Origin of the sequence: Moraxella sp. ZY200743 (assembly GCF_050885545.1) — a bacterium.
Taxonomy (GTDB): domain Bacteria; phylum Pseudomonadota; class Gammaproteobacteria; order Pseudomonadales; family Moraxellaceae; genus Moraxella; species Moraxella haemolytica.
Genome location: NZ_CP091313.1, coordinates 862,708 through 883,502, shown reverse-complemented (window position 1 = coordinate 883,502; position 20,795 = coordinate 862,708). Strand labels below are relative to the sequence as shown.

Genomic DNA, 20,795 nt, shown 5'->3' with positions numbered 1-20,795 from the left:
ATTATCCCCTCATCACAGTCAGGCTTGCCATACCACCAAACGTGATGATGAACGGCTTAATTAAGTCCAAAGCCATCATCTCGTATTGCCCCATCGCTTGACCATCTTGACCGCTTGCATAGGTTTTTGAGACCGATACATCACCAGCTTTTGACGATTTGGTAACAACAACGCCTTCAGTGCGTGCTTGGTATAGCTCGCCTGCCAGATATGCTTTGGCTATTAATCGCCCTGCCTGTTTGACATTATCATGGTATGGCTTTTGTATCTGATGGCGTGATAGCCAAGCATTGACCGCAAGTAGTGCGTCTTCATTGGCATCAGGCAGGTTTAGTTCGTCTTGCGTCATAAATGCCCCATTCTAAAACCCCCATAAGGTAAAGTTCTTATAGGGGTTTTGTGATTATTCCACTTTGCCAGTCTCAGATTTCGTGCCAGTCAAAGCTTCTGTTTTTTCTGGATTTTTAATGCCGTAATCCCCGCCTGATTTGGCAGTGTCGGTAACCTTCATTGCTCCTACCGCACTTTTTGAGTCGTCAAAGTAGTCTCTTTCTGATGGGTAAGTGTAGTTATAAGCAGGTTTTACTTTGTCTTTTGGTAGTCCCATGGGTTACTCCTTATAGGTTGGTAATTAAAAAGCGAATTGGCGTTTGTTCTGGTGTTGCATCCAGTTGCCAGTTTGTGCCTGTTTGTAGGTCTGTCCAGCTTGCTGATAAGGCTTCATTCTTTGTACCGCCTGTCAATGCAGAATCTTCAGCAATAAAGCTAAATCCCTGTGGGTGGATTAACGCATGACGACGCGTCCAAAGCGTGGTATGACCTGCACCATTACCAGTGTTTGCCGTGCGTTCTATCTCTAAATCATCTTGACCTACCACCATGTCGGCAGCGAATGCCCCACGACCCAACAGGTAAGACACATATTTGGCGTTTTTGCCTGTGCCAATAACCGTGCCGACCTTAGATTGAATAACGGTGCGTCCATTATAAGTCTCAACAGGCTTTAAGTCGTCGGCAGTCGTTACACGCTCCACAAGGCGTTGCTTACGCATTTTGGTGGCAATGAGCGGGTGAACAATCATGATGCCTTTGCCTTGATAAGCCTCATCAAGCGTGCCTTCGGCATCAATAAAGGCATTCACATCAAAGCCTGATGCATCATCAGCGGTGGTCTTTGAAATGTCATGGGTAAGCTTTTTACCGTTGGTATGGTCATAATTCATCAAACCAAACACGGTAGCAATCGCTCGGTTTTCCATTTGAGTCAGCCAAAATCCGTCTAACATTTTGGCAATCTCACTCAAAGGCGATTTGCCCGTTAAATAGTTCTCCAGTCGGCTCTCAATAAAGCCCTCGTTCAAAAACGCCACACGACCTTTTGACTTACTTGCTTCGATACTTCTTGGCATGGCAATGTCGGTCATGATGGTGTTGCCATAATTGGCTTCAAGGTTGCCGTCAATAGGGTGGATAAATGGCACTTCAAAGGTTTTTGAACCGCTTGTCAGTAGTGGTCTTAGGCGACTATCTGACACAAAAGCTCCTGACTGATAAAACTTTGAACGCTGCAGGTTGTCTTTAACTTGATAAGACAACACCACATTTTTATTAAAAATTTCTCTTAATTTGGGCATGATTACTCCATGAATAATTGATTAAATAAAGTTGGGTTAGACTGTGCCAAAGCGACTCGCTCGGCTTCGCTATAATCTTGGGCTTGTTTTTGACTTTGACCTGTTGCCCCTGTGCCACTGGCCTTTGTGCCGTCAATCAAACTGTCAAACTTACCCCCATCTTTGAACTCTTTTACTAAATCGTCCAATGTAGAAATGGTTAAATTACCGTTACTGTCAGTTACTTTGATTTGCCCATTATCGGCGATCAATCGTTTTTCAATGAGCATTTGCAAGATTTCTTGATTATGGGCATTGGTGGATAACTGGCTGGCAATCTTGGCAGACTCTGCCTTGATTAAATCTTGATTTCTTTGGGCAATGTTATCAGCTAATTGCTTTTCAAGCCCTGCGATTTTGTCTTGGTATTGCTTTTCTAAGGTTTCAAAATCGCCTTTTTTTCTAGCGGTTTCTTCGGCTAAGCGGTCTTTTTCGGCTTGCTCGGCTTTGCGTTTTTCGGTCTCTGCCTTTTTTTCGCCAAGTAGCGTTTCGTTATGCTTTCGTAGGCGTTCAATTTCTGCTTGTGCCGCTTGAAACTGCTCGGCTGTGATTTGGGTTTCTTGATTGTTTTCGTCTGTCATGGGTTACTACCTATGTTATGCAATTACAAATTGCGGACAATAAAAAACCCTTGCGATTGCAAAGGGTTTGGGGTTGAAAAATTTAACTATGGGTGCTAGGCTTGGTTAATTAGTTTTTGAGCTTCGTCTTGGGTAATTTCTTGGTAATCTATATCTTTAATTAAATCGCCGTAAAGCATTTGCCAACCCAAATAGCTGGCTTCACGCCATTTACCATCAACAAAGCTCTCATAGGTGGCTACATTGTTGGGGTCGCCACGCATTAACAGCTTTTTATCAAGCAGATAATAGGTCATTTAATTTTTTCTATGTTATTTGGTTGTTTTATTTTAGCACTTAACTGTACCATCTGCAACCACAGCTCGTTTTTGCGTTCCAATGATGTCTCATCAAGGCGAAACTCCTCATAAAGAGTGTGTAACTTGCCATTTTTCAAGGTAAAGCTATCATGGGTATGGTATTGTAGCTCAAACACAACGCCGTCTTTTTCCACAAAGGTATTAATACCTTTGTATGACTGCCCATCTTGCCAAGTATTCTTAACAGCCACAATCTTATAGCCTACTTGTTCAAGACCATCAATTACAGCTTTATACTGATCAACAAAGTTTACATCATCCAATATAGCAGTATAGCGGATAATATCACGCATTTTTGGCAAGATATTATCAAGCTCCCTGCCTTTAAGCACTTCACTCGCTACCTTTCTTTGTAATGACCCTTGGCTTTTTAAGCGGTGTTCAAGCCCTGATAGCACCACCCCCACTTGTTTTACAATGGCGGTCATGTCTTGGGTGATGTTGGGCTCAGCAGCTTTCATTTTTTGATACAACGCCTTAACAGGTGGTGTTTCAAGATTTAATAGCTCATCAAGCCCCATTGGCATAAACACCCTATCAAAGCCTAACCGCTTAAACTTATCGGCACTCATACCATCAGACAGGAATATTTCGGTGTTTCTTTTGCCAAGCACACTTTGGATATAGGCTTTATCTTGCCCTTTTAGCCATTCATAATAACTGACATTCTCGGTTACGCCAAACTCGCTCGCTCTGTGCTTAGGCGGTGTATAGCCGTCATACACAATTTCAAATGAGCTTCTGCAATTAAAATGATAAGGTGGGTGCACAGCCTTATCTAGTGGCATAAACTGACCATCTAAATGCCGACAAATGGGGCTGGTGCGTCTGTCTAAGGTTGCGATAACCTTAATGCCTTTGATGATGTCTTTGTTATCGTTGATAAAGGCTTGCTTTGCCTCACTTGCCATTATCGCCGTACCTGTATGGGCAAGGGTTTTGGCGTGTCTTGTACTGATATTCAAAATACCGTCTTGATAGCGATTGGCACGACTGCCCCTTATCATCTGAATTAATTTGGCATTATCTAGGCTTTTGCTATGGGCTAGGCGTATGGCACGGATAATCCGCTCGCTTTCATTTTCGCCAAATGCTTTAGTTAATTCATCTAGGCTAATGCCCACATTGGTAGTTAGATGTAGCGGCTTATCAAAAACTTTATCGGCGTACGCCATTAAGCTTTTTGGGCTGTTTAACCGTTGTCTGGTTGCCTTGTAAGCCTCATCACTATGTACCTTGTAGCGATGAGAAAAAAGCGTACGCCAATTTGATTTTAAGCCGTCCATGTACGCTTTAAACAAGCCTTGTAGCTCTTTATCAGCATTGGTTAGGACCTGCTTAATCTCACGATGATTTAGCTCTTTGACTTCACGATTAAAGACGGCTTTTTGTAGGTAGTTGTCCACCGCTTTTAGGGTTATGCCAAACTCATCGGTTAGCTTGGTTTTTAGCCTTTCAAGGTTGATCAGAGATTTCATGTAGATTGTAGCCCTGCATTTCGCTGTCAATCAATGCTTTTGCTTCATCAGCATCTTCAATGGTAGCGATTTCATCCTCTACCAGTTTTGCACGCATTTCAGACCAACTAATTGCACCCCCTTGCCATTCTGCGATAAGCTGTTGGCGTTCTTGGGCGGTCATCTTATTGGTGGCAAAGTTGGTATTAAAGCTGACAGTTGGCACCCCATCAGCCCCCACAAAACGCCCCAGATAGCCAAAACAACGGCTATAAGCGTCCGATAAGTTATTGCAAATGGTTGCCAGTAATGATGTTTGCTCGGCAATCTCCGCCCCTGCTTCTGTTGCGGTTTTATTGCTTGTGTTGCCAACCAATCTTGCACCGATTGCGACCATTTGACTTTCTTTATGTTTCATCGCTTCAAAATTGGCGTTATTGGCATCGGCTTGTAGCAGTTGAGCGGTTGCCCCTACGCCTAGAATCTGCCCCACCCTTGACCCCAAATGCACACCGCCATTGGGGGCTAACACATCCCGATACCATTCATTCGTAACCCCCGTGATAAACAAGGTAGGCTGACCTGCAATAAAATTACTTTCTTGATAGTCGGCACTATCACGGTAATGAGCAAGGTTTAGCATTGCCAAATCATACAAAGGGGCATCGTCAATGGTTTCATCATTATCATCTGCCCCAATAAAACTAAACGGAATGACATCAAAAGGCTTTTGAGCAAAATCATAAATCAATGCTTGATCGGTAAAAGGCTGATAACCAACACCGTCTTTGCGTAAAATTTGGCTGGTAGCCACACCATCAACCAACCGCAGAACCAGTAATTGCTCGCCATATTCCGCACGAAAGCCATCATCAGACTTGACATAGCTTTCTTTAATCACTACAAGCGTGAGTTTCTTTTGTCCATCAATGGTTGCTGTACGCCAATTAATAATCTGTTCTGGCTCATACAATTTAACCACAGGGCGTAAATGCTTGGTTTTGTCTTTTGTGCCACCTTTTGAGATGGGAAAATCCGCCAAAAGCCCACCACGCCCTTTGATTAAAAGCATGGTCAAGGCTCGTCTGGCGTGCTGGGTTAAATCCGTACCTGCCCCATCCACATCCGTTTTTAAAATCTCTAAATTTTTGGGCAAATCAAGCAAAGGATATTTGGCAAAGGCAAGTCCACTCAAGGCTTTGGCGGTCTTTCGTGTGGCGTTGTAAAATACCGCCCGTGTTTGATAGTCTTTGTAGCGTTTAGCTTTGACATCCGGGGGTTCGCTTGCAGGGCTAGGGTTGGGTAAGTACAGCTCGCCTTTTGCTTTTACTGCTGTCTCGCCTGCATAACAGTCCGCCACCAACTGCCATTTGGCAAAGTGCGGCAGAAGTTCGGGTAGAATATGGTCAGGGTTCATTAATATAAACTCACTTTAAAATCAGTCGCCAGTACAGGCTTGCTTTGATGCACCGCAAAATAGCGGAATGCGTCCGCCCCATGACTTGACCAATCATGTAACGGTCTATCACGCCATACGCCCAATTTATCATTCCATTCTTTGCGGTAGCTTTCTAAGGCTTTAATACCTTGTTCGCACTTGAGACTGTCAAAGGCACATTTGGGCAGGATTTGGCGGACCTTTTCGATGTCTTCATTAACATTGCTCGTGCGTGGCACCACATCGAACGATATGCGGTAAATCCGCCCATCAATCTCATAACCATCACTGGCTAACTCTCGTAATGATTTGGCACGGTTTGCCCCCAGTTGCCGATTATCAATGTCGTGTGGGGCGATGTGCTTGTCATAGTTGTAGCCTTTATCTTTTAGCACCTTGAGGTAGTGATTTAAGCCCTCACCGCTATTTTCGTAATAATCCACCACATGATATTCATCGCCTACTTGACGGATAAACCAAATGGTTGTGCTATCCGATACCCCCAAATCCCAAAAGGTAGATACTGGCAAATGGCTATTATCAGGCAACCCATCCACAATACGCTCATTGGCATACAAAAAGCCGAACTGTTTGGCGTAATACGCCCCTTCAATGGATTGGGCGAACGCCTCGGCAGGGATTGACGGATATTCTCGCTTCATGTCATCGCCCAATGTGCGTTCTTTTGACGCATACCAAGACTTTTGTTCATCACTAAGGGTAATGCCGTATTTCGCCTCTAAGCCATCAAAATAAGCCGTTAAACGCTCACAGATGGGTTGTTTGGGCATCTGATAATCTTTGTTTTGCCACCACGAGAAAAAGAAAAACCGCCAATCTTGGGCGGTTAATGTCGCATTTGCTAGGGCAAGTTTTTCAGCCATCTGGCTGTATTCATAAAAATAACCCTGCCGTCCTTCTGCCGTGGACTCTAATGTGATTTTACCGCCCATCGGCACAGCCTCAAAAGCCCCCGTGACAATCTCACGAGCCTTGTCAGGATACTTGGCACAGATTTTACCAAATTCAGAAATATGCAAGCGTTGTAGCGTGCCACCACGAAAGGATGTACTGACCGTGATTGAGCCGCCATTGTCAAAAACCAGCTCATCTTTGGTCTCAATCTTAATGGGGTTAGCAAGGCGAATGGCTTTTGGCAAGTTATCATAGGCAAACTTAACCTTTTCACGAAACAACCGCTTGGCATCGTGTAGCGTGTGTGCAATCAACGCACATTTATCACTTTCAAATAATGCTTTGTCCAGCTGAATGATACATACTTGCGTCGTAAATCCCAGCTGACGAGCTTTTAAGATGATATTGCGATTATGTTCATTTTGCCAATATTCTAGCTGTTCAGCAGTCATATTAAACTTGACCTTTTTACCCGTCTTATCGGTGATGTAATACAGGTTGTTTAGGCGATACAAGGGGTCTTTTAGATTGTGTAGCATCATTCCCCCTTGTTGGATAACTCCTTCATCAAATCTGCCATCAGACTGACCGCATTATCGCCATCGTCTTTGTGCTTGTCGCTGTATTTCTTAGGGTTCATTCTTGCTAATACCCATTTTCGTGTGTCAATCTGCAATTTGGCTTTTTGCACTTCTTCAGGTAATGCCTTATCTGCAATATCCAACATCTCATCAAAATAATGGTCGGCTCTCTGCTCACTCGCACGCGCGTATCTGTCGGAAAAGTCAGAATATTGAGCAAGCCATTCATAGATTGTCGCACGGTGTGGCATATCATCATCTTGACACACGCTTGCCACCGAGCGACCTTTGGCAATGCGATACAAAAATTCTGTAATAATCTCTTCGCTGTAAATCGTTGGTCTGCCCATTTTGGGCTTATTTGCTGTCATAAGCCCTCCTGTGGGCAAAAAGCGTTGGGCGTAACGGCTCGCTGATATTGCAACACTAGTCATAAGGACTTACCGCCTTGCCCAACAAGAAAGCCCCTGCAAAAGCAAGGGCTGGATAAACAAAAAAGCCACAACCGTTTAGGCTGTAGCTTTTTCAAGTATGCCATAATTCTACCCCCTGCTGTCGCAAAAATCAAGGGTTTTTTTAGCTATTTTTTGGCTACGACGGCAAGCACAAATACCCTACACAGTCAAAACCGTGTAGGGTGTTTTTTAAGATTGTGGTTAGGCAACCAATTCTAACAATTCTTTGCCAAAAAACGCAGGCAACCGCTCGGCTTTGGCTTGGTTGTAGTCGGTGGCTTTTTCTACCATTTCAGCCAAGAAAAAATCCATCGGCTCATCATCGCCATATTTTAGCACATTACGGATAATCAGCCGTTCGGTGGCTTGTATCGTGCGTGCATACTGCTCACTCATTCTAAAAATGCGTTCAAGCTCGGTGGCAATAATGGGTAAATGTTCACGGCTAAATTTGGCTGGGCTTTTGACCCCTGTTACCGCACGCAGGCGTGCCCAAATGGCGTGGCTTGCTGATTTTTTAAAATGAAAATTATTCTCGCATAGCCATACCAGATGTTTTAAGTTTGTCCAGTCTTTGTCGGAAAGTTGGTTGGATTGGACGGTGGGGGTGGTGTAGGTGCCTGTTTTTAGAATGGTTGGCAAAACTTCTTCAAAGACCCACTCTTCAAATTTTTGAGCTTCAGGCTTGCGACTTTTGACAATCAAACGCAATAAATTAGGTTGATTGATATATGACAAATTTTGCAGACCACCTTTAGTTGGTGTTGGGATTTTTTGAATGCCATTTTCTTTGCAATGCAAATCAATTGTTCTGCGTGGATTTTCATAGCCCAAGATGTTACAAACATCTTTAGCCATAAACCAAGGTTGCTTGTTTTCATCAATCGCAATGCGAACATTTTGGCTTGATTGAAAATTGAGTTGGGTAATTAAATTTGACATAGTCGGTTTCCTAGTTGATAAGTTTAAATTAACCTACCACAGTAAACCGCCAAGTTTAGGGTGGTAGGGCTTGCAGGGTTGGCGGACTGTTCCAACTAGTAAACAGCACTTCTTGCGAAGTCCCTACAAGCTCTACCATATCAGGATTTTATCCTTTGATAAAGGGGGTAACAATTTGGTACACCCTTTTTTTGTGAGCTTGTATAACAAAAAAACCGCTTTCTTCAAACTTCAAAGAGCGGATTATTGCTCTAGTTGATAATTCAGACCGCCAAGTCTGACATCGGATTTTGCCGATGTGCAATCATCATAACCCATCATTCGCCATTTGTCAAATAAAAAAAATCCACCCAAATAATGAGCGGATTTTTTTAAATTATATATTGACAAATTATCTAAGTCAATATATAATAGGCACATCTAGCAAGGGTTGCTAGGTAGGTGCTAGTGACTAGCACTAGCGGTAAACATAAGGAGTTGGACGATGACCACACTAGTCAAAATCATCGCCCTAATAATCCTGCTCTTAATCGCTACACCAGCGTATTAAACAGGTAACCCGAAAGTAGCGGCAACTACTGGGGGTTTGGTTAGGGGGCTAACCCTTAACCACTCCTTATCTTTATTATGCCATTTAATTTGAAAAAATCAAGGGGTATTTTATGACAATTAAGACATCACACGCTCAAATCAAAGCCGTCAAAAAAAACACTGCCAAAGCCCTAGAAGATGTGCGTGTGCTACTAGGGCAATACGACACAGAAGCCTATGACGCTCTACAACTCATCAAAGCCCATCATGGCGGCAACCGAGCAGGGGCGATTAAGGCGGCGATTATTGAGTATGCCAAACGCTTAGAACAAGGGGCTTGATTGGTGCACTCCCCACACCTTGTCAAGGTCATTTAATCTTATTTATCCAAGCACTAATCGCATTGGAGGCAAAGACGGCAAGGGCGATATTTTTTAGGTTGTCTAGCTGTTTTTTATCAATGAATATTTTGATAAACAATGCGCTCTGCCTCATCAAGCATTCTTGCCACCGCCGAATGATGTACAAACCGCTTTCTAATATCACTATCATCCATGCCCACCTGATGCGGATATTCAAGTGGTGTCAGATACCGTCTTGATATTTGACGGTACGACCAACCCAGCACATAATAGGCAAATAGCACATTGTACAATACCACAAACTCACACTTAAGCTGACACACCGCCTTATCCACCGCCAAGGCTTCTTCATCTGTGATGTTCGGCTCATTATAGCTACCATAGCTTACTGCACCATTGGCACGCATAAAGGCTAATAGGGGCGTGTTGTGCGTCTCATAGCCGTTGTGCCTTGACCAGATTCCCCATTCACGAATTAGGTTTCGCATCGTCCACCCCATCAAACCACATCAAAAACAAAAGACAGCAAACAGCGTGAGCAAGGTGCGGTAATCCACTTTCACTATCCACTTTCTCGCCTGCCCACCACGCATTTAGATGGCGGTGAGCGGCGTTAAAATACCGCTCACGGGCATTGGGTACATGACGCCAGTTATCAGCTCCGTATTTATTCGCACCGAACTCCAACACTTCTACCACCTGCCACAAAGGGGCGGACGGTAGCAGGCTAAATCTGGGCTTGGCTTGGTCGTGTTTTTTCCCATTCATAAATAAACCATCTTTCACTTCTCAATCTCCTACACAAACGCCCTGGCAATAAAGTAAACCACTACACAAAAAATCAATAAAGTAACTCGCACCAGCGCCGTCAAATTCAGCTCTTCATCGCTAAGTTCTGAAATTTTCTTGCGTGTTGTTGTGCTTAGCAGAAAAAGAACGGTAAAGGCAAAGATTGTCATATATAACATCACAGCCAATGGGTAACTAACTTTTGGCAAATCAAACAATCCTGATAGGTCGTTATAAATTAACCACACAAGAAATACATTCACAAATATTGTTAAGATTCTTAGTATCGATCTCATTCTACTCACTCCAATCCAAAAAGATTTCGGAAATTCCTATCAACTTCCACCAAATCAACATACACGCCAGTTTTTTGCATTTTGATTAATTGCTCGGGTGTGGTATCTCCACCCAATGAGTTTAAATAGTTGGATAGTGTTTTGGCGTCATCATTGGTTAATCTACATCTGTCGCTACGATACCCACTGACCTTGCAAACATCCCAGCCAAGCGCATCAGCTATATTTCGGTGGGTAAGTTCTCGGTCGGTAAAAAATTTAGCCAGATAACGCTTAAGCTCACTATCAAATCTAAATTCAGTTGGTGTTGTTTGAATAAGTTGGCTCATCTCGCAATCTCCACTAGTTTGTTATCTTTTAAAATGTATGCTTTGCCATCAACAATGACATAAGTCTTGCGATTTTTTAACATCGCTGACAATTCAACAAAAGCATTAAAAACATAAATACAAAAACCAATGAGCAGTACAATTAACGCCCATTGCAACCAAATAATAATCTCTAAATCACTCATCTCACCCACCTTAAATCATCTGGTACTGGCAATGCCACGCCTTGTAAGTACGCCCATTGCTCAATAATGTTTAAATATTCGGTAAATTGCTTGGTATTCACCCTGCTACTTCTGATGCCGTCTGCCACACTTCGGGCAATGCGTTCATATTGCACCACTGGTAGATGATTTTTGGCGACTTTTAGACTTTCAATCGTCTCTAACATTTCGCCATCATCTCTTGCCAAAATCAGTGCCAAAAATTTGCGTTTTAGATACAAGTGCATCTCATCATCCGACCAGCCCTTTTTATCTGCCAAGATATGCACCCATTGCCAATACAAGCGGTTTTGAGCTTGTGAGCGTGTCTCGTCTTTATCGGTAATGATGACATTGACAATCTCGCCTGCTTGCTTCCTTGTTAAAATGCTTGCCACGCAGTTTGACAAGATGCCATCATCAATAATTCTAAAACGCTGTTTCATTGGCGAACGGCAAAGATGGCTGTAATTGGCTTTCCAACGCTTTTAGCTGCTTTACCAGCCTAGGCTTAATCACTTTACCGCCTTGACATAGCACACGACCTGCCACCGATAAATCATCCGTCAATCTCGCCACCTGAGCCGATACATCAGCAATCTGCACCATCAATGACAAATCCGTCAAATAAGCACGCTTTTCACAATCAATAAAATAACGGCGTGCCTGCCTGCCTTTTTCGGTCTTTTCCACCATGGATAGCTCTTTTGCCATATCAAGGGTAATGTGGTAGTCAATACTTCGTCTATCGCCACCACGCCCTTTGATTTCACAATTTTGTGAAATCAAAACATAATCCACATTTTGCACAAAACCATAATCATTGATACGGTCTTTAATCCAGTCGGCAAATCGGCGTTTATTATCCAACGCCTTGTGTAACTCTCTTGCGTTCACCGTCTGTACAGTTTCATTGCCAATATTGCTTTGTAATACTTTGATTTGATGAATTAACATAACACCTCCTTAAAATACTGTTTCATCATTTTGCTGTAATGCCCCATTCACAAACGCCCATTTCTCCAAAAACCACGCCTTTGCCTTATCCCTATCCATCTCTTGATACTGGTCAAGCCATTGATGGCAAGCGTTGCAAAGTGGGATTGTGTAGTCATCGCTTGCCTTAATCCCCATACCTTTGCCAAACTGCCCCCAATTAGCATGACAGGCTTGTGATGGTGGTGGTGCATGGCATTGACAGCACGGTAAAGCTCTTAATTTTTCAAGTCTTTTCATAAAATTTTCCAAAACAAAAAACCCCCTTAAAAAAGGAGGTTTAGAGATTTTTAGGGATTATCGGGTGATTAACGCATTGCCATGATAAAAATTGATACAGTTATGACCAAACATCGGCTGATTATAGCGGTTGGTTAGCCCCAATTGATTGGCAAGGGCGATGATGGCGTTGTAGCTATCGACAACTTGCTCAAAGGTGTTACGACCCATACTATCACTGACAATGGGCAAGCCCTTCAAGACTTTTAGCATTTTTAGATAGTCTCGTAGGTGCATGGCGTTATCAGCCAGAACTTCATACAAGGCTTGGTTTTCGGCAGGCGTGAACGAAAAACTCTCAATAAACGCCATCGCATTATCAAACTCAGATGCCAATAGGTCTTTATAACTTGCCACGCCAAAAGCATCATACAAGGCATTATAGATGGTCTGATAATGCACTTTGTTGTTTAGGCATTTTTGCTTAACGGCTTTTTGGATTTGGTAACGCTCGGCTGGGCTGATTTTTGGCTCTACCTGTACAGGCTCGCCCACTTCTTTATCCAAGATGTCTAGCACCCATTGGCGGAATTGTTTTGCCACTTTGGTACGAGCAAACATTGCGATAAGATGGCAACCACGCAGGGAGAAAATGCGAATTTTGGCATTTTTCATTTGTGGGTTGTCAATAAGGGCGGTCATACCGTCCGAAAATTCATCAGCCTTGCGATTGTAAATGTTAGTAATACCACGAACATCAGAATATTCTAATGCTTCGGCAAGCTGTGAAGTGGTTAGCCAAATTTGATTGGCTTTATTGATTGGCTGAAAATTGATTTGATTAAAAGTGAGTTGCATTTTGCTATACCTCTGTTTGTTGGATTTCCCTTATTTCTAGTAAGGGGTGGGCAAGATGTAGAAAACACGCAAACAGTCGTGCAACCGTCCTCACGGATAGGTTCATCTTGCCCATAACAGAAATGTATAGGCACAAAAAAACCACATTATCGTATGTAGGGTAACGCTGTTTGTTTTGGTGTTTCTAGCACCTTGTTCATTATTCTACATAGACTATTTCAAAAAGTCAACGGCTTTTGGGGATATTTTTTCAGGTAATCAATTTGATTACTCGGAAGCGACCAACAAAAAACCCACCTTACTAAGTGGGTTGAATGTCATTTTCTGTATATGGTTGTGCGGTTTTTGGATTGAATGGTATTACATATTCATACTGACCGACATCATCACCCATAAAATGACCGAATTCTTTATCAAATTCAATAATAAATTGACAGTTTTTGCGTTCTAGGGCATCTTGCTCACTATAAAAGCTAACCCAACAGGGTACACCCCACCAACCTGCTTCTAAGAATTTTTTACACAAATCATTGCCATTCATAATAGCACCATAGGGCGGTTTACGGCTCAAAACCTGCATTCAGTCAGGCGGAATTATTCGTGTGGCAAGCTACCTTATTTCTCCGCCCCCTTAACATAAACTTTTCACTCTAGGAATTCCTAGACTGGATTACGATAAGGAATTTTAGATACAAAAAAACCACATTTTCGTATATGGGGCAACGCTATGTTGTTTCGGTTTCGACACCTTGCACATATCATAGCCCACCTATCACCCCTTTGTCAAGTAAAAATATTTTTAAAAATAAGACAAAAATGTCTTGACAATACGACATAAATGCCTTATGATAGCACCCATACACAGCAAAGCGGAGTATTTATGAAATACACAGAATTTGAACGCTGGCTCAAAGAGCAAGGCGTACAAATAGACAAAAAGCGTGGTAAAGGCTCACACAGACTTGCCACCTATGGCGATAAAAGCACCACTTACCCCTTTCACAAAGGCAAAGAAATGAAAGAAGGAATGCGAAAAGCCATCATAGAACAGTTGGGGTTATAAGCCCCAACTTCCGCCAAGCTGTATTTTTAACCCCCTAATGGAGAAAATTATGTACTATCCTGCCACTTTTACCGATGATGACGGCACGCTACTGGTGCGTTTTCGGGATATTCCAGAAGCCATTACCTGCGGCGATGATGTAGATGACGCAATGACACAGGCGGTGGACTGCCTAGAAAGTGCGTTTGTCTTTTATATGGATAAACGCTTGCCAATTCCCGCCCCAAGCGAACTACAAGACGGTGAACACGCCATTTATTTGCCTGTATCGGTGCAGACCAAACTTGCCCTATACGATGAAATGTTAAAACAAGGCATTACCAAAGCAGAGCTTGCCCGCCGTCTGTCGGTCAATCAAAAGCAGATTGACCGCCTTTGGGATTTGACCCATTCCAGCAAATTAGAAATGCTAGAAAAGGCGTTTAGTGCGATTGGCAAACGCTTGCAACTTGCTATCTAAGGCTTTACAAAGACGGTCAAATCAACCGTCTTTGCCCCCTAAAAATCTCTAAGTTGTTAAATAATCTTACCCTTATCATCTAAGGGTGCATAAAGTGTTAAACTCTCTTAAAAACTCATGCCAATTCATTTTTACGGGCATTCCCCCATCTATCTCAACCCACACATTACCGTCCTTGTCTGCTTTATTGACCTTGGCGGTCTGATGCGTGGTGGGATTGTAGTAACAAGTCATGCTGCCACCTTGAAGTATTTAGCGACTTGTGCAGGGTAATGTACCTCTTGCACCCATTTTTTGGCATTCTCCAAGCTGTTAAACTCTTTAAATCTGCCACCGTAGTAACAGTAAAACAGTCCTGCCTCCACCTGTATGGCATACTCAATAAAAGCATTTTTGCTGATGTGCGTAACTCTACAATGCCCATCAAAGCCCTTTTCTTTTTGTGTTACCCAAAGAATTTCTGGAATTTGAAATTTCATCGTTTTTTCTCGTGTAATAGTGAAATGGTTATCGTGCTTTTGGCTAGATTGATGACATCTGCTTGGCATTCATTAATCTGTTCGGCACTTAACATTTGGGCAAGTTGACGCATCTCATCAGCTGTCAGATAGTCGTCAGGCATATCACAATCAATCTCTTCCAACAGCTCGCCTTGTGAGTCTCTTAGCTTGATGTTAAATGAATAGCGATGCTTGCCTGATAAGATGACCGCTCGTAATGATGGTTTGGCAAAATCGCCTGTGAATTGCACATTGTTATCCACACTCTCTTCGCTATGCTCGCCCACCAATGGCGTGATGATTGAGCCTTTGTATATCATGCGACTAAGTAAGTTCATTTACGCCCCCAAATCAGCATCGCTGCATCTCGTCCGTGTTCATTGGTTCTGTGTTTCCAGCCTGTTAATTTTTTGAATTGCTTTGCCGTCAGCTTGGTGCGGTTGTTCTTAGGTGCGACCAATTCAAAATCCACATCGTAATACAAACAAAACTCTTCCCATATCCCACAATCACGCTTGACCGAACCTACGCCTTGTAACTTCTCACGACCGCCTGTTACCCATTTGCGTTTTCTTGCGTCTTCAATGTAGATGGTTAGGTCATGACCGTACCGCTTAGCCTGACCGATGGTAAATGCTGCCACTCTCATCGCCTCGATGATTGAGTAGGTTTTGACCTCAACCAGCGTCCCATCATAAGACTTGGCAAAGCCTGTATTCACGCCTGCATCAATACCGATTAGAATCATGCCGAAAGCCCCATGGTTTTTGAATTTTTTGGATTTTTGTATATTTTTCCAAAGATGCCAGCAATAAACTCTTTGGCTCGCTCATTGGGCACCGCTATATGAGCCTGTGGTGCGTCCTGTGGTGCTTGTAGCGTTACAGGTGGCTCATAGTACTGGCAAGGCTTTCTATCGCTCACAAGGGCTTGCACGATGAATTCGTAATGGTCTTTGAATGCAGCGTAAGCGTGGTTCTTGTCATAATCGCTGTGAATGTCCCTGAACATATGATATACCGCATCATAAGCCTGTTTTTGGGCGAGGGTGATTTTGGTTTTAGGATTGTCAAGCCAGGCTAAGATATTTGCCAGTGCTGCATTTTTGCCGATGTAGCTGTCGGCGATGGCATCAGAATTATCAAAACCATTTAACCCCAAGCACCAACGGCGAAACAATGCCGCATCAGGGCAAAATCCCATTTCTACCATCTTGGCAATGCCAATGTTCATTTGCAACTGGGTTAAATCTTGGGTTACAAATCCAAAAGTGGCAATTACGCTGTTTAGTGGTTTACTGCCATAGCGATTTTCAAATGAGCCTGTGGCTAATGTGCTAATCACTTCCACCAAATGAGCAGGACTTTCAATGTGGATTTGTGGTAAATTATTCATGAGTTAATCCGATTTGCTGTTGTTCGTTTCTGTCATAAAAACCATATCCCCAAGCATTTTTTAATTCGGCAAATTCTGCTTCTCGGTTTTTTGACTGTGGTTTACTTGATTTAAATTTGATTGAATTATTTATCCAAGTATTAAATCCCATTGACCAATTTGCATACCCTTTGCCATTGGCTAATGCCCAATTAACAAAATTATCAAATTCATCATTGGCATTTAATCCATTTTCCAAACATTTTGTAATTTGTTTTTCGGTTGGTTTTAAATCTATTGGTGGTTCATAAGTAATTTTTGGTTTTGTGGTTTTTGATTTTGATTTTTCCAAAATCCCGTTATCAACCGATTGTGTTTTTTTGCTGATTGGATTTTTCGGATTTTGAAAATTTTGGTGCGTGTGTTCATACTCTCTGTATTTCTCTTTAGTGTTTTTAATATAATGTATTTCTGTATGTTCATTTTTTGAACCAGCTTCTTGTTCATTTTTTGAACCAGCTGGTTCATTTTTTGAACTAGTGCATTTTTTATCTGGTTCATTTTTTGAACCACAAAAATCATCATTTAAGCGGTATTCGCTCATTGATCTTTCATCGCCTTTTTGAACAGAAATTAACCCAATTTCTAGTAATTCATCGATTGCTTTGCTGACTGTTGCACGATGATTGATACCCGTACTTTTTTGGATTTGCGAATAACTGATTTTGTCGGCTTCTTTGTGCCAACCACGAGTTTTGCGGACGATAAGCAAGTAAATTTTGCAGGCATTGCCGCTAAGCTTGCAAAGCATCTCATCAACGAATGCGTTTGGTAGCTGAAAGCTGTTGGCTATAAATTTACTCATTTGCTATCTCCGTTGTATTTAAAAAGTGTTGTTATTCTGCCCATGTAAACAGCGTTTATTTGCTTGATGACTGTTCGCCCTGCTCGTTTGTTGATGACTTTAGCTGTTCTGATTGGCTGTGTGAAATCAAACCTTGCTCGAACATCGCCAATGCTCATCAGATGACCCCTTTTAAGGTAATCAATCCACTGCTTATGACGCATGAACTGCTTACTAGATAGTCCGTATTTTTGAACCGACTCTGCCTTGGGCTTTGCCTTGGGCTTTTTCAATCCCATTGTTTTATGGTCTTTCACGCTATGCGGTGGGCGTGGCTTTGGTTCTGAGCTATCAAGTACGGTAATCTTGCCGCCACTCGCTATATACGCTTCAATCTCTGCGTTTAGCTCTTGGTTACGCTTGGCTTTCTCGTGTTTGCAGGGTAAATCAACACGATGTGTCGGCTTGATATTGCCGTGATTTTGCTGTATAATGGATTCGTTCATTTAGTTTGTTCCTTATAAGTTAAACGACAATGGACATCGCCCCCTAGTTCGTGCTAGGGGTTTTTGTTTCTTCGTACAAATCTTTAATCTTGTGATAGTTGCTTGAGCGGCAGTCCTTAGTCTGACCCGTATAGATTCGCTGAACTGTGGATTGCGTGATACCAGTCCGCTTTGCGACTTGCGTCGGATTTATCCCATATTCCGCTTTGAGCTTCTGTAAAATTTGCATTGCTTGCATAATAATTCTCATAATTGCATTAAAGCCCATATTATAATGCTATATTGCATTAAAATCAATGAATTTTTAATGCAATATATTTTTTGTTAGAATAATGCGTTTTTGCATTCTTTTTGTTATAATGTAGATACATACTTTGTATCGGAGACTTGCCATGTCTGAGACTTCAATTATTGCCAAAAACCTTGAATTTTTAATGTCTAAAAAAGGGCTAAACGCAAATGGACTGCAAGATAAGTCAGGCATCACACAAAGCACCACAAGTAGAATTTTAAAGGGCGATACAAAAAACCCGAGGGATAGCGTATTACAGCAATATGCAGATTTCTTTGGTGTAGGTGTTGCTGATTTACGATACAAAGATTTAAGCAATGAGATGAGTCTGCCTATTCGTGAAAACCAAATCAACGAAAGCGATACTCAACAGATGGGCTTTTGGGATAGTGAAACGCCGCTCCAAGATGATGAATTTGAAGTATCTTTTTACAAAGATACCGAGTTTTTAGGCGGTAGCGGCTTTGAGGCTGATGTCTATGATGATGGTCGGCGTAAGATAAGATATGCCTACACCGCCGCCAGACGTGCAGGGGCAAATCCTAGCAAAGTGATATGTACAACGCTGGTCGGTGATAGCATGGAGGAGCTGATACTAAATGGTTCAATGATTGCCATTGATACAAGCAAAAAGGACATACGAGAAGGCAAAATCTACGCATTTCGTCATGGTAATATGCTCCGTGTCAAGTATCTGATACCACGCCCTGACGGCGGTCTGGTTATCCGCAGTCATAATGAGCGATACACAGACGAAGTCATCACAGGCGATGAACTGGATAATGAGCATATTGAAATCATTGGCTGGGTCTGGAATTGGTCTAGCTTGGTGGTGTGGTAAGAGAAATAAAGAATTGGGATAAGGAGACAATATGGCAACAATAGAATTTTATAAAATTTATTATACAGATGTTGATGGCGGCACTCCAAAGCTATGCGATGCTATGAACTCTTTGGTTGGTCAGTCTCATATTTACCCTGCCAAGGATTATTGTCGAGATGTGCATCATTTAACATCGTTTTCGAGTGGTCGGGTGGCGGGAGTATTCCGCAAACTTCGCCCAGATGATGGCATAGAATATGGAGAGGCGGGCAGTGATGGCAAACCACTGGATTTGGCAGATAATGAGGCGATTTTTGAAGTCAATCATTTTATGTACTTTCCCCAGTATGACATCATTGGCTATGTTCGTAATAAGCAAGCCAGCCATTATACGCACTTTCGTAACTGCCTAACTTACCTATTGGGAAGAAAAATTGGTATGATTCAGCTGTTGGAGCAGTCATCTATCGCGGCACTTCTTAATAACAAAAATGTGTTTGAGCTGTCTTATGCGATGCCCATATCTCCCTTATTCGCCTATGATGATGGTGATTTGTGGAGTAGTAAAGCCATAAAAGCACTGTCTGAATCAGGGGGTGATCAGATAGACTTAACCGTTAAGATTAATCGACGAAAGAAGCATGGTTGGTTGTTAGACATTTTGAGTAATGTCACTAACATTATGGGTCTGGGAGCCACCAAACTTGAGGTAAAAGCCGAGACTTTAGAGGGCGAGGAGTTGTCCCCCATCAATCTTCTTGCAACAAAAATTCTTTACATTGATGATAATTTCTCTTACACTAAGAATAAATATGAGCACGCAGATGTGTATAAAAAAATTTTACATGCCTATATAGAAAAACTGGATGAAATTGAAAAAGTACAAAGAGCTTATCAAATGGCTGCTAATTAGCGGTTTAGGGGCTGCTATTGTCTGCTATTTATCAATCTCACACCTTTGTTCAATGACCACAGCTGACCAAAAGGACTTCGCCAAGGTAATTATTTCTTTATTTGGGACTTTTTTGGGTTTTCTTTTTGCTTTATTGGCAATTCTCACCAGTCTATCTTCAAACATTCTTATTAAGAATATGAAAATAACAGGGCATTATGACAATCTTATGTTAAGCAGCAAGGCTTTGAGCTTGTTATTATTTTTGTCTATTGTCTTATGTTTAATTTCTTTGTTTTATATCAAGCACTTTTTATTTGTGTTGATCATTGGACTGGTCATCACAACCTGTATTTTTGCTTGTCGCACAACATATAAGTTTTTCTTGGTTATAGAAAATATAAAAGTCTAATTCTACCTAACCACAAACCACCCTCCACGGGTGGTTTTTTTGTGCTTTACGGTTGCTATTTTGGCAGATTTATTTAATTTTTTTAGAGAAAAATTGCATTAAATTTCATGAGTTTATGCACTTTTTCTCTTTTTTTGCATTTTTTAATGCAATTATGCTTGACTTTATTAATGCAATATTGCATAATACACACATCAAGACGAGATGACCGCTTGAATAACTATTTAACAATCAGGAAGCCCTACCGTGCAGGGAAAATCACGGAGTTTAGACGAAGTTAGACGAACCAAATCTAAAATCTGACGAACAAAGCCCACACCACCGTGGCAGATAACGGAGTGAACCTGTTCCATTTTGGAAACAGTTAATCAGCCATTGGCAACTTGTAAGCATTACTTAACAGTTGCCAATCACGGATTAACTTTAGGAGAGCATTATGAGCCTTGCAAGACAAATCAAAGCCCATCTTAAACAACATGGCATCACAGCCAAAGCACAAAAAAGCCGTGGCGGACTACATGACGTAATTTGGGTAACAGTTGAAGACGACCTAGTCAAGCGGACTAGAGAGCTGGTAAAAGAGTTTGAAAACCAATTTTACGCAATCTTTGTACAAAGCTAATCAGCTATTGCCCATTCATTCAG

34 protein-coding genes are annotated in these 20,795 nt (G+C 42.0%); 6 read left to right on the top strand and 28 right to left on the bottom strand.

Annotation, left to right across the window (positions count from 1 at the left end; genetic code table 11):
• Position 1 precedes the first annotated feature (1 nt).
• The 10 genes from L3D27_RS04305 to L3D27_RS04260 all read right to left on the bottom strand — a co-directional run bounded on the left by L3D27_RS04305 (position 2) and on the right by L3D27_RS04260 (position 8,401).
• The gene (locus tag L3D27_RS04305) at positions 2–349 is read right to left on the bottom strand and encodes a hypothetical protein (RefSeq protein WP_432481666.1); all 348 of its coding nucleotides are present in this window, start codon (positions 347–349) and stop codon (positions 2–4) included.
• A 54-nt stretch (positions 350–403) separates the two neighbouring features.
• On the bottom strand, positions 404–607 hold the full coding sequence (locus L3D27_RS04300; protein WP_284674360.1) for a hypothetical protein: 204 nt from the start codon (positions 605–607) through the stop codon (positions 404–406).
• A gap of 10 nt (positions 608–617) precedes the next feature.
• Complete coding sequence (locus L3D27_RS04295; protein ID WP_432481665.1) at positions 618–1,634, bottom strand: hypothetical protein; 1,017 nt, start codon at positions 1,632–1,634, stop codon at positions 618–620.
• A 2-nt stretch (positions 1,635–1,636) separates the two neighbouring features.
• Positions 1,637–2,254, bottom strand: coding sequence for a hypothetical protein (locus L3D27_RS04290; RefSeq protein WP_432481664.1), 618 nt, complete (start codon positions 2,252–2,254; stop codon positions 1,637–1,639).
• 95 nt (positions 2,255–2,349) lie between these two features.
• Complete coding sequence (locus tag L3D27_RS04285) at positions 2,350–2,550, bottom strand: hypothetical protein (protein ID WP_432481663.1); 201 nt, start codon at positions 2,548–2,550, stop codon at positions 2,350–2,352.
• Positions 2,547–4,091, bottom strand: a complete 1,545-nt coding sequence (locus tag L3D27_RS04280) for a minor capsid protein (protein WP_432481662.1) — start codon at positions 4,089–4,091, stop codon at positions 2,547–2,549. The genes L3D27_RS04285 and L3D27_RS04280 overlap by 4 nt, the downstream gene beginning before the upstream one ends.
• Positions 4,069–5,487 carry a DUF4055 domain-containing protein gene (locus tag L3D27_RS04275; protein WP_432481661.1) on the bottom strand — a complete coding sequence of 473 codons (1,419 nt, stop codon included), beginning with the start codon at positions 5,485–5,487 and terminating at the stop codon, positions 4,069–4,071. Before L3D27_RS04275 ends, L3D27_RS04280 begins: the two co-directional genes overlap by 23 nt.
• Positions 5,487–6,962, bottom strand: coding sequence for a terminase (locus L3D27_RS04270; protein WP_432481870.1), 1,476 nt, complete (start codon positions 6,960–6,962; stop codon positions 5,487–5,489). Before L3D27_RS04270 ends, L3D27_RS04275 begins: the two co-directional genes overlap by 1 nt.
• Positions 6,962–7,438, bottom strand: a complete 477-nt coding sequence (locus L3D27_RS04265; RefSeq protein WP_432481660.1) for a hypothetical protein — start codon at positions 7,436–7,438, stop codon at positions 6,962–6,964. The genes L3D27_RS04270 and L3D27_RS04265 overlap by 1 nt, the downstream gene beginning before the upstream one ends.
• 222 nt (positions 7,439–7,660) lie before the next feature.
• Positions 7,661–8,401: a BRO-N domain-containing protein gene (locus L3D27_RS04260; RefSeq protein WP_432481659.1), complete on the bottom strand. Its 741-nt coding sequence runs from the start codon at positions 8,399–8,401 to the stop codon at positions 7,661–7,663.
• Positions 8,402–9,063: 662 nt separating this feature from the next.
• Here L3D27_RS04260 and L3D27_RS04255 point away from each other — a divergent pair.
• A complete protein-coding gene (locus L3D27_RS04255; RefSeq protein WP_432481658.1) occupies positions 9,064–9,273 on the top strand; it encodes a hypothetical protein in 210 nt (69 codons plus the stop codon).
• Between the two features lie 116 nt (positions 9,274–9,389).
• On the opposite strand, the gene L3D27_RS04250 is transcribed toward L3D27_RS04255, so the two are convergent.
• From L3D27_RS04250 to L3D27_RS04205, 10 genes are all read right to left on the bottom strand, one after another.
• Positions 9,390–9,782 (bottom strand): antiterminator Q family protein, encoded by a 393-nt coding sequence (locus L3D27_RS04250; RefSeq protein ID WP_432481657.1) that lies wholly within the window; start codon positions 9,780–9,782, stop codon positions 9,390–9,392.
• Positions 9,763–10,062, bottom strand: coding sequence for a dATP/dGTP diphosphohydrolase domain-containing protein (locus L3D27_RS04245; protein ID WP_432481656.1), 300 nt, complete (start codon positions 10,060–10,062; stop codon positions 9,763–9,765). The genes L3D27_RS04250 and L3D27_RS04245 overlap by 20 nt, the downstream gene beginning before the upstream one ends.
• A gap of 29 nt (positions 10,063–10,091) precedes the next feature.
• Positions 10,092–10,346, bottom strand: a complete 255-nt coding sequence (locus L3D27_RS04240; protein WP_432481655.1) for a hypothetical protein — start codon at positions 10,344–10,346, stop codon at positions 10,092–10,094.
• Between the two features lie 38 nt (positions 10,347–10,384).
• Complete coding sequence (locus L3D27_RS04235; protein ID WP_432481654.1) at positions 10,385–10,708, bottom strand: hypothetical protein; 324 nt, start codon at positions 10,706–10,708, stop codon at positions 10,385–10,387.
• Positions 10,705–10,893, bottom strand: coding sequence for a hypothetical protein (locus L3D27_RS04230; RefSeq protein WP_432481653.1), 189 nt, complete (start codon positions 10,891–10,893; stop codon positions 10,705–10,707). Before L3D27_RS04230 ends, L3D27_RS04235 begins: the two co-directional genes overlap by 4 nt.
• The gene (locus tag L3D27_RS04225) at positions 10,890–11,357 is read right to left on the bottom strand and encodes a hypothetical protein (RefSeq protein ID WP_432481652.1); all 468 of its coding nucleotides are present in this window, start codon (positions 11,355–11,357) and stop codon (positions 10,890–10,892) included. The genes L3D27_RS04230 and L3D27_RS04225 overlap by 4 nt, the downstream gene beginning before the upstream one ends.
• The gene (locus L3D27_RS04220) at positions 11,341–11,868 is read right to left on the bottom strand and encodes an antA/AntB antirepressor family protein (protein WP_432481651.1); all 528 of its coding nucleotides are present in this window, start codon (positions 11,866–11,868) and stop codon (positions 11,341–11,343) included. The genes L3D27_RS04225 and L3D27_RS04220 overlap by 17 nt, the downstream gene beginning before the upstream one ends.
• Positions 11,869–11,877: 9 nt before the next feature.
• Positions 11,878–12,147: a hypothetical protein gene (locus tag L3D27_RS04215; RefSeq protein ID WP_432481650.1), complete on the bottom strand. Its 270-nt coding sequence runs from the start codon at positions 12,145–12,147 to the stop codon at positions 11,878–11,880.
• A gap of 57 nt (positions 12,148–12,204) precedes the next feature.
• On the bottom strand, positions 12,205–12,984 hold the full coding sequence (locus L3D27_RS04210) for a BRO family protein (protein ID WP_432481649.1): 780 nt from the start codon (positions 12,982–12,984) through the stop codon (positions 12,205–12,207).
• 301 nt (positions 12,985–13,285) lie between these two features.
• Positions 13,286–13,525, bottom strand: coding sequence for a hypothetical protein (locus L3D27_RS04205; RefSeq protein WP_432481648.1), 240 nt, complete (start codon positions 13,523–13,525; stop codon positions 13,286–13,288).
• Between the two features lie 339 nt (positions 13,526–13,864).
• On the opposite strand from L3D27_RS04205, the gene L3D27_RS04200 reads away from it, so the two are divergent.
• Both L3D27_RS04200 and L3D27_RS04195 read left to right on the top strand, forming a co-directional pair.
• A complete protein-coding gene (locus L3D27_RS04200) occupies positions 13,865–14,047 on the top strand; it encodes a type II toxin-antitoxin system HicA family toxin (protein ID WP_432481647.1) in 183 nt (60 codons plus the stop codon).
• Between the two features lie 49 nt (positions 14,048–14,096).
• Positions 14,097–14,507 (top strand): type II toxin-antitoxin system HicB family antitoxin, encoded by a 411-nt coding sequence (locus tag L3D27_RS04195; protein WP_432481646.1) that lies wholly within the window; start codon positions 14,097–14,099, stop codon positions 14,505–14,507.
• 75 nt (positions 14,508–14,582) lie between these two features.
• Here the strand turns inward: L3D27_RS04195 and L3D27_RS04190 are convergent, their stop codons facing one another.
• From L3D27_RS04190 to L3D27_RS04155, 8 genes are read right to left on the bottom strand one after another with little or no spacing between them, the layout of a single operon-like run.
• Positions 14,583–14,741, bottom strand: coding sequence for a hypothetical protein (locus tag L3D27_RS04190; RefSeq protein ID WP_432481645.1), 159 nt, complete (start codon positions 14,739–14,741; stop codon positions 14,583–14,585).
• Positions 14,738–14,986, bottom strand: coding sequence for a hypothetical protein (locus L3D27_RS04185; RefSeq protein WP_432481644.1), 249 nt, complete (start codon positions 14,984–14,986; stop codon positions 14,738–14,740). Before L3D27_RS04185 ends, L3D27_RS04190 begins: the two co-directional genes overlap by 4 nt.
• Entirely contained in the window at positions 14,983–15,345 is a 363-nt protein-coding gene (locus tag L3D27_RS04180) for a hypothetical protein (RefSeq protein ID WP_432481643.1), read from the bottom strand. Before L3D27_RS04180 ends, L3D27_RS04185 begins: the two co-directional genes overlap by 4 nt.
• Positions 15,342–15,755, bottom strand: a complete 414-nt coding sequence (locus L3D27_RS04175; protein WP_432481642.1) for a hypothetical protein — start codon at positions 15,753–15,755, stop codon at positions 15,342–15,344. The genes L3D27_RS04180 and L3D27_RS04175 overlap by 4 nt, the downstream gene beginning before the upstream one ends.
• Entirely contained in the window at positions 15,752–16,402 is a 651-nt protein-coding gene (locus tag L3D27_RS04170; RefSeq protein WP_432481641.1) for a hypothetical protein, read from the bottom strand. Before L3D27_RS04170 ends, L3D27_RS04175 begins: the two co-directional genes overlap by 4 nt.
• The gene (locus tag L3D27_RS04165; protein ID WP_432481640.1) at positions 16,395–17,246 is read right to left on the bottom strand and encodes a replication protein; all 852 of its coding nucleotides are present in this window, start codon (positions 17,244–17,246) and stop codon (positions 16,395–16,397) included. Before L3D27_RS04165 ends, L3D27_RS04170 begins: the two co-directional genes overlap by 8 nt.
• Complete coding sequence (locus tag L3D27_RS04160; RefSeq protein ID WP_432481639.1) at positions 17,243–17,731, bottom strand: hypothetical protein; 489 nt, start codon at positions 17,729–17,731, stop codon at positions 17,243–17,245. Before L3D27_RS04160 ends, L3D27_RS04165 begins: the two co-directional genes overlap by 4 nt.
• A 43-nt stretch (positions 17,732–17,774) precedes the next feature.
• Positions 17,775–17,960, bottom strand: a complete 186-nt coding sequence (locus L3D27_RS04155; RefSeq protein WP_432481869.1) for a helix-turn-helix domain-containing protein — start codon at positions 17,958–17,960, stop codon at positions 17,775–17,777.
• 163 nt (positions 17,961–18,123) lie between these two features.
• Between L3D27_RS04155 and L3D27_RS04150 the strand changes: the two genes are divergently transcribed.
• The 3 genes from L3D27_RS04150 to L3D27_RS04140 all read left to right on the top strand — a co-directional run bounded on the left by L3D27_RS04150 (position 18,124) and on the right by L3D27_RS04140 (position 20,772).
• The gene (locus tag L3D27_RS04150) at positions 18,124–18,864 is read left to right on the top strand and encodes a LexA family transcriptional regulator (protein ID WP_432481638.1); all 741 of its coding nucleotides are present in this window, start codon (positions 18,124–18,126) and stop codon (positions 18,862–18,864) included.
• A gap of 31 nt (positions 18,865–18,895) precedes the next feature.
• Positions 18,896–19,759: a hypothetical protein gene (locus L3D27_RS04145; protein WP_432481637.1), complete on the top strand. Its 864-nt coding sequence runs from the start codon at positions 18,896–18,898 to the stop codon at positions 19,757–19,759.
• A gap of 827 nt (positions 19,760–20,586) precedes the next feature.
• Entirely contained in the window at positions 20,587–20,772 is a 186-nt protein-coding gene (locus tag L3D27_RS04140) for a hypothetical protein (protein ID WP_432481636.1), read from the top strand.
• Positions 20,773–20,795: the final 23 nt, after the last annotated feature.

Coding starts and splice junctions, on each gene's coding strand:
- L3D27_RS04290 (WP_432481664.1), bottom strand. CDS start 2,254: ATGACAGACGAAAACAATCAAGAAACCCAAATCACAGCCGAGCAGTTT.
- L3D27_RS04175 (WP_432481642.1), bottom strand. CDS start 15,755: ATGATTCTAATCGGTATTGATGCAGGCGTGAATACAGGCTTTGCCAAG.
- L3D27_RS04235 (WP_432481654.1), bottom strand. CDS start 10,708: ATGAGCCAACTTATTCAAACAACACCAACTGAATTTAGATTTGATAGT.
- L3D27_RS04250 (WP_432481657.1), bottom strand. CDS start 9,782: ATGCGAAACCTAATTCGTGAATGGGGAATCTGGTCAAGGCACAACGGC.
- L3D27_RS04145 (WP_432481637.1), top strand. CDS start 18,896: ATGGCAACAATAGAATTTTATAAAATTTATTATACAGATGTTGATGGC.
- L3D27_RS04165 (WP_432481640.1), bottom strand. CDS start 17,246: ATGAGTAAATTTATAGCCAACAGCTTTCAGCTACCAAACGCATTCGTT.
- L3D27_RS04275 (WP_432481661.1), bottom strand. CDS start 5,487: ATGAACCCTGACCATATTCTACCCGAACTTCTGCCGCACTTTGCCAAA.
- L3D27_RS04190 (WP_432481645.1), bottom strand. CDS start 14,741: ATGACTTGTTACTACAATCCCACCACGCATCAGACCGCCAAGGTCAAT.
- L3D27_RS04200 (WP_432481647.1), top strand. CDS start 13,865: ATGAAATACACAGAATTTGAACGCTGGCTCAAAGAGCAAGGCGTACAA.
- L3D27_RS04155 (WP_432481869.1), bottom strand. CDS start 17,960: ATGCAAATTTTACAGAAGCTCAAAGCGGAATATGGGATAAATCCGACG.
- L3D27_RS04220 (WP_432481651.1), bottom strand. CDS start 11,868: ATGTTAATTCATCAAATCAAAGTATTACAAAGCAATATTGGCAATGAA.
- L3D27_RS04300 (WP_284674360.1), bottom strand. CDS start 607: ATGGGACTACCAAAAGACAAAGTAAAACCTGCTTATAACTACACTTAC.
- L3D27_RS04150 (WP_432481638.1), top strand. CDS start 18,124: ATGTCTGAGACTTCAATTATTGCCAAAAACCTTGAATTTTTAATGTCT.
- L3D27_RS04170 (WP_432481641.1), bottom strand. CDS start 16,402: ATGAATAATTTACCACAAATCCACATTGAAAGTCCTGCTCATTTGGTG.
- L3D27_RS04230 (WP_432481653.1), bottom strand. CDS start 10,893: ATGAGTGATTTAGAGATTATTATTTGGTTGCAATGGGCGTTAATTGTA.
- L3D27_RS04270 (WP_432481870.1), bottom strand. CDS start 6,962: ATGCTACACAATCTAAAAGACCCCTTGTATCGCCTAAACAACCTGTAT.
- L3D27_RS04255 (WP_432481658.1), top strand. CDS start 9,064: ATGACAATTAAGACATCACACGCTCAAATCAAAGCCGTCAAAAAAAAC.
- L3D27_RS04140 (WP_432481636.1), top strand. CDS start 20,587: ATGAGCCTTGCAAGACAAATCAAAGCCCATCTTAAACAACATGGCATC.
- L3D27_RS04225 (WP_432481652.1), bottom strand. CDS start 11,357: ATGAAACAGCGTTTTAGAATTATTGATGATGGCATCTTGTCAAACTGC.
- L3D27_RS04305 (WP_432481666.1), bottom strand. CDS start 349: ATGACGCAAGACGAACTAAACCTGCCTGATGCCAATGAAGACGCACTA.
- L3D27_RS04260 (WP_432481659.1), bottom strand. CDS start 8,401: ATGTCAAATTTAATTACCCAACTCAATTTTCAATCAAGCCAAAATGTT.
- L3D27_RS04180 (WP_432481643.1), bottom strand. CDS start 15,345: ATGAACTTACTTAGTCGCATGATATACAAAGGCTCAATCATCACGCCA.
- L3D27_RS04160 (WP_432481639.1), bottom strand. CDS start 17,731: ATGAACGAATCCATTATACAGCAAAATCACGGCAATATCAAGCCGACA.
- L3D27_RS04245 (WP_432481656.1), bottom strand. CDS start 10,062: ATGAATGGGAAAAAACACGACCAAGCCAAGCCCAGATTTAGCCTGCTA.
- L3D27_RS04185 (WP_432481644.1), bottom strand. CDS start 14,986: ATGAAATTTCAAATTCCAGAAATTCTTTGGGTAACACAAAAAGAAAAG.
- L3D27_RS04205 (WP_432481648.1), bottom strand. CDS start 13,525: ATGAATGGCAATGATTTGTGTAAAAAATTCTTAGAAGCAGGTTGGTGG.
- L3D27_RS04265 (WP_432481660.1), bottom strand. CDS start 7,438: ATGACTAGTGTTGCAATATCAGCGAGCCGTTACGCCCAACGCTTTTTG.
- L3D27_RS04215 (WP_432481650.1), bottom strand. CDS start 12,147: ATGAAAAGACTTGAAAAATTAAGAGCTTTACCGTGCTGTCAATGCCAT.
- L3D27_RS04280 (WP_432481662.1), bottom strand. CDS start 4,091: ATGAAATCTCTGATCAACCTTGAAAGGCTAAAAACCAAGCTAACCGAT.
- L3D27_RS04285 (WP_432481663.1), bottom strand. CDS start 2,550: ATGACCTATTATCTGCTTGATAAAAAGCTGTTAATGCGTGGCGACCCC.
- L3D27_RS04210 (WP_432481649.1), bottom strand. CDS start 12,984: ATGCAACTCACTTTTAATCAAATCAATTTTCAGCCAATCAATAAAGCC.
- L3D27_RS04295 (WP_432481665.1), bottom strand. CDS start 1,634: ATGCCCAAATTAAGAGAAATTTTTAATAAAAATGTGGTGTTGTCTTAT.
- L3D27_RS04195 (WP_432481646.1), top strand. CDS start 14,097: ATGTACTATCCTGCCACTTTTACCGATGATGACGGCACGCTACTGGTG.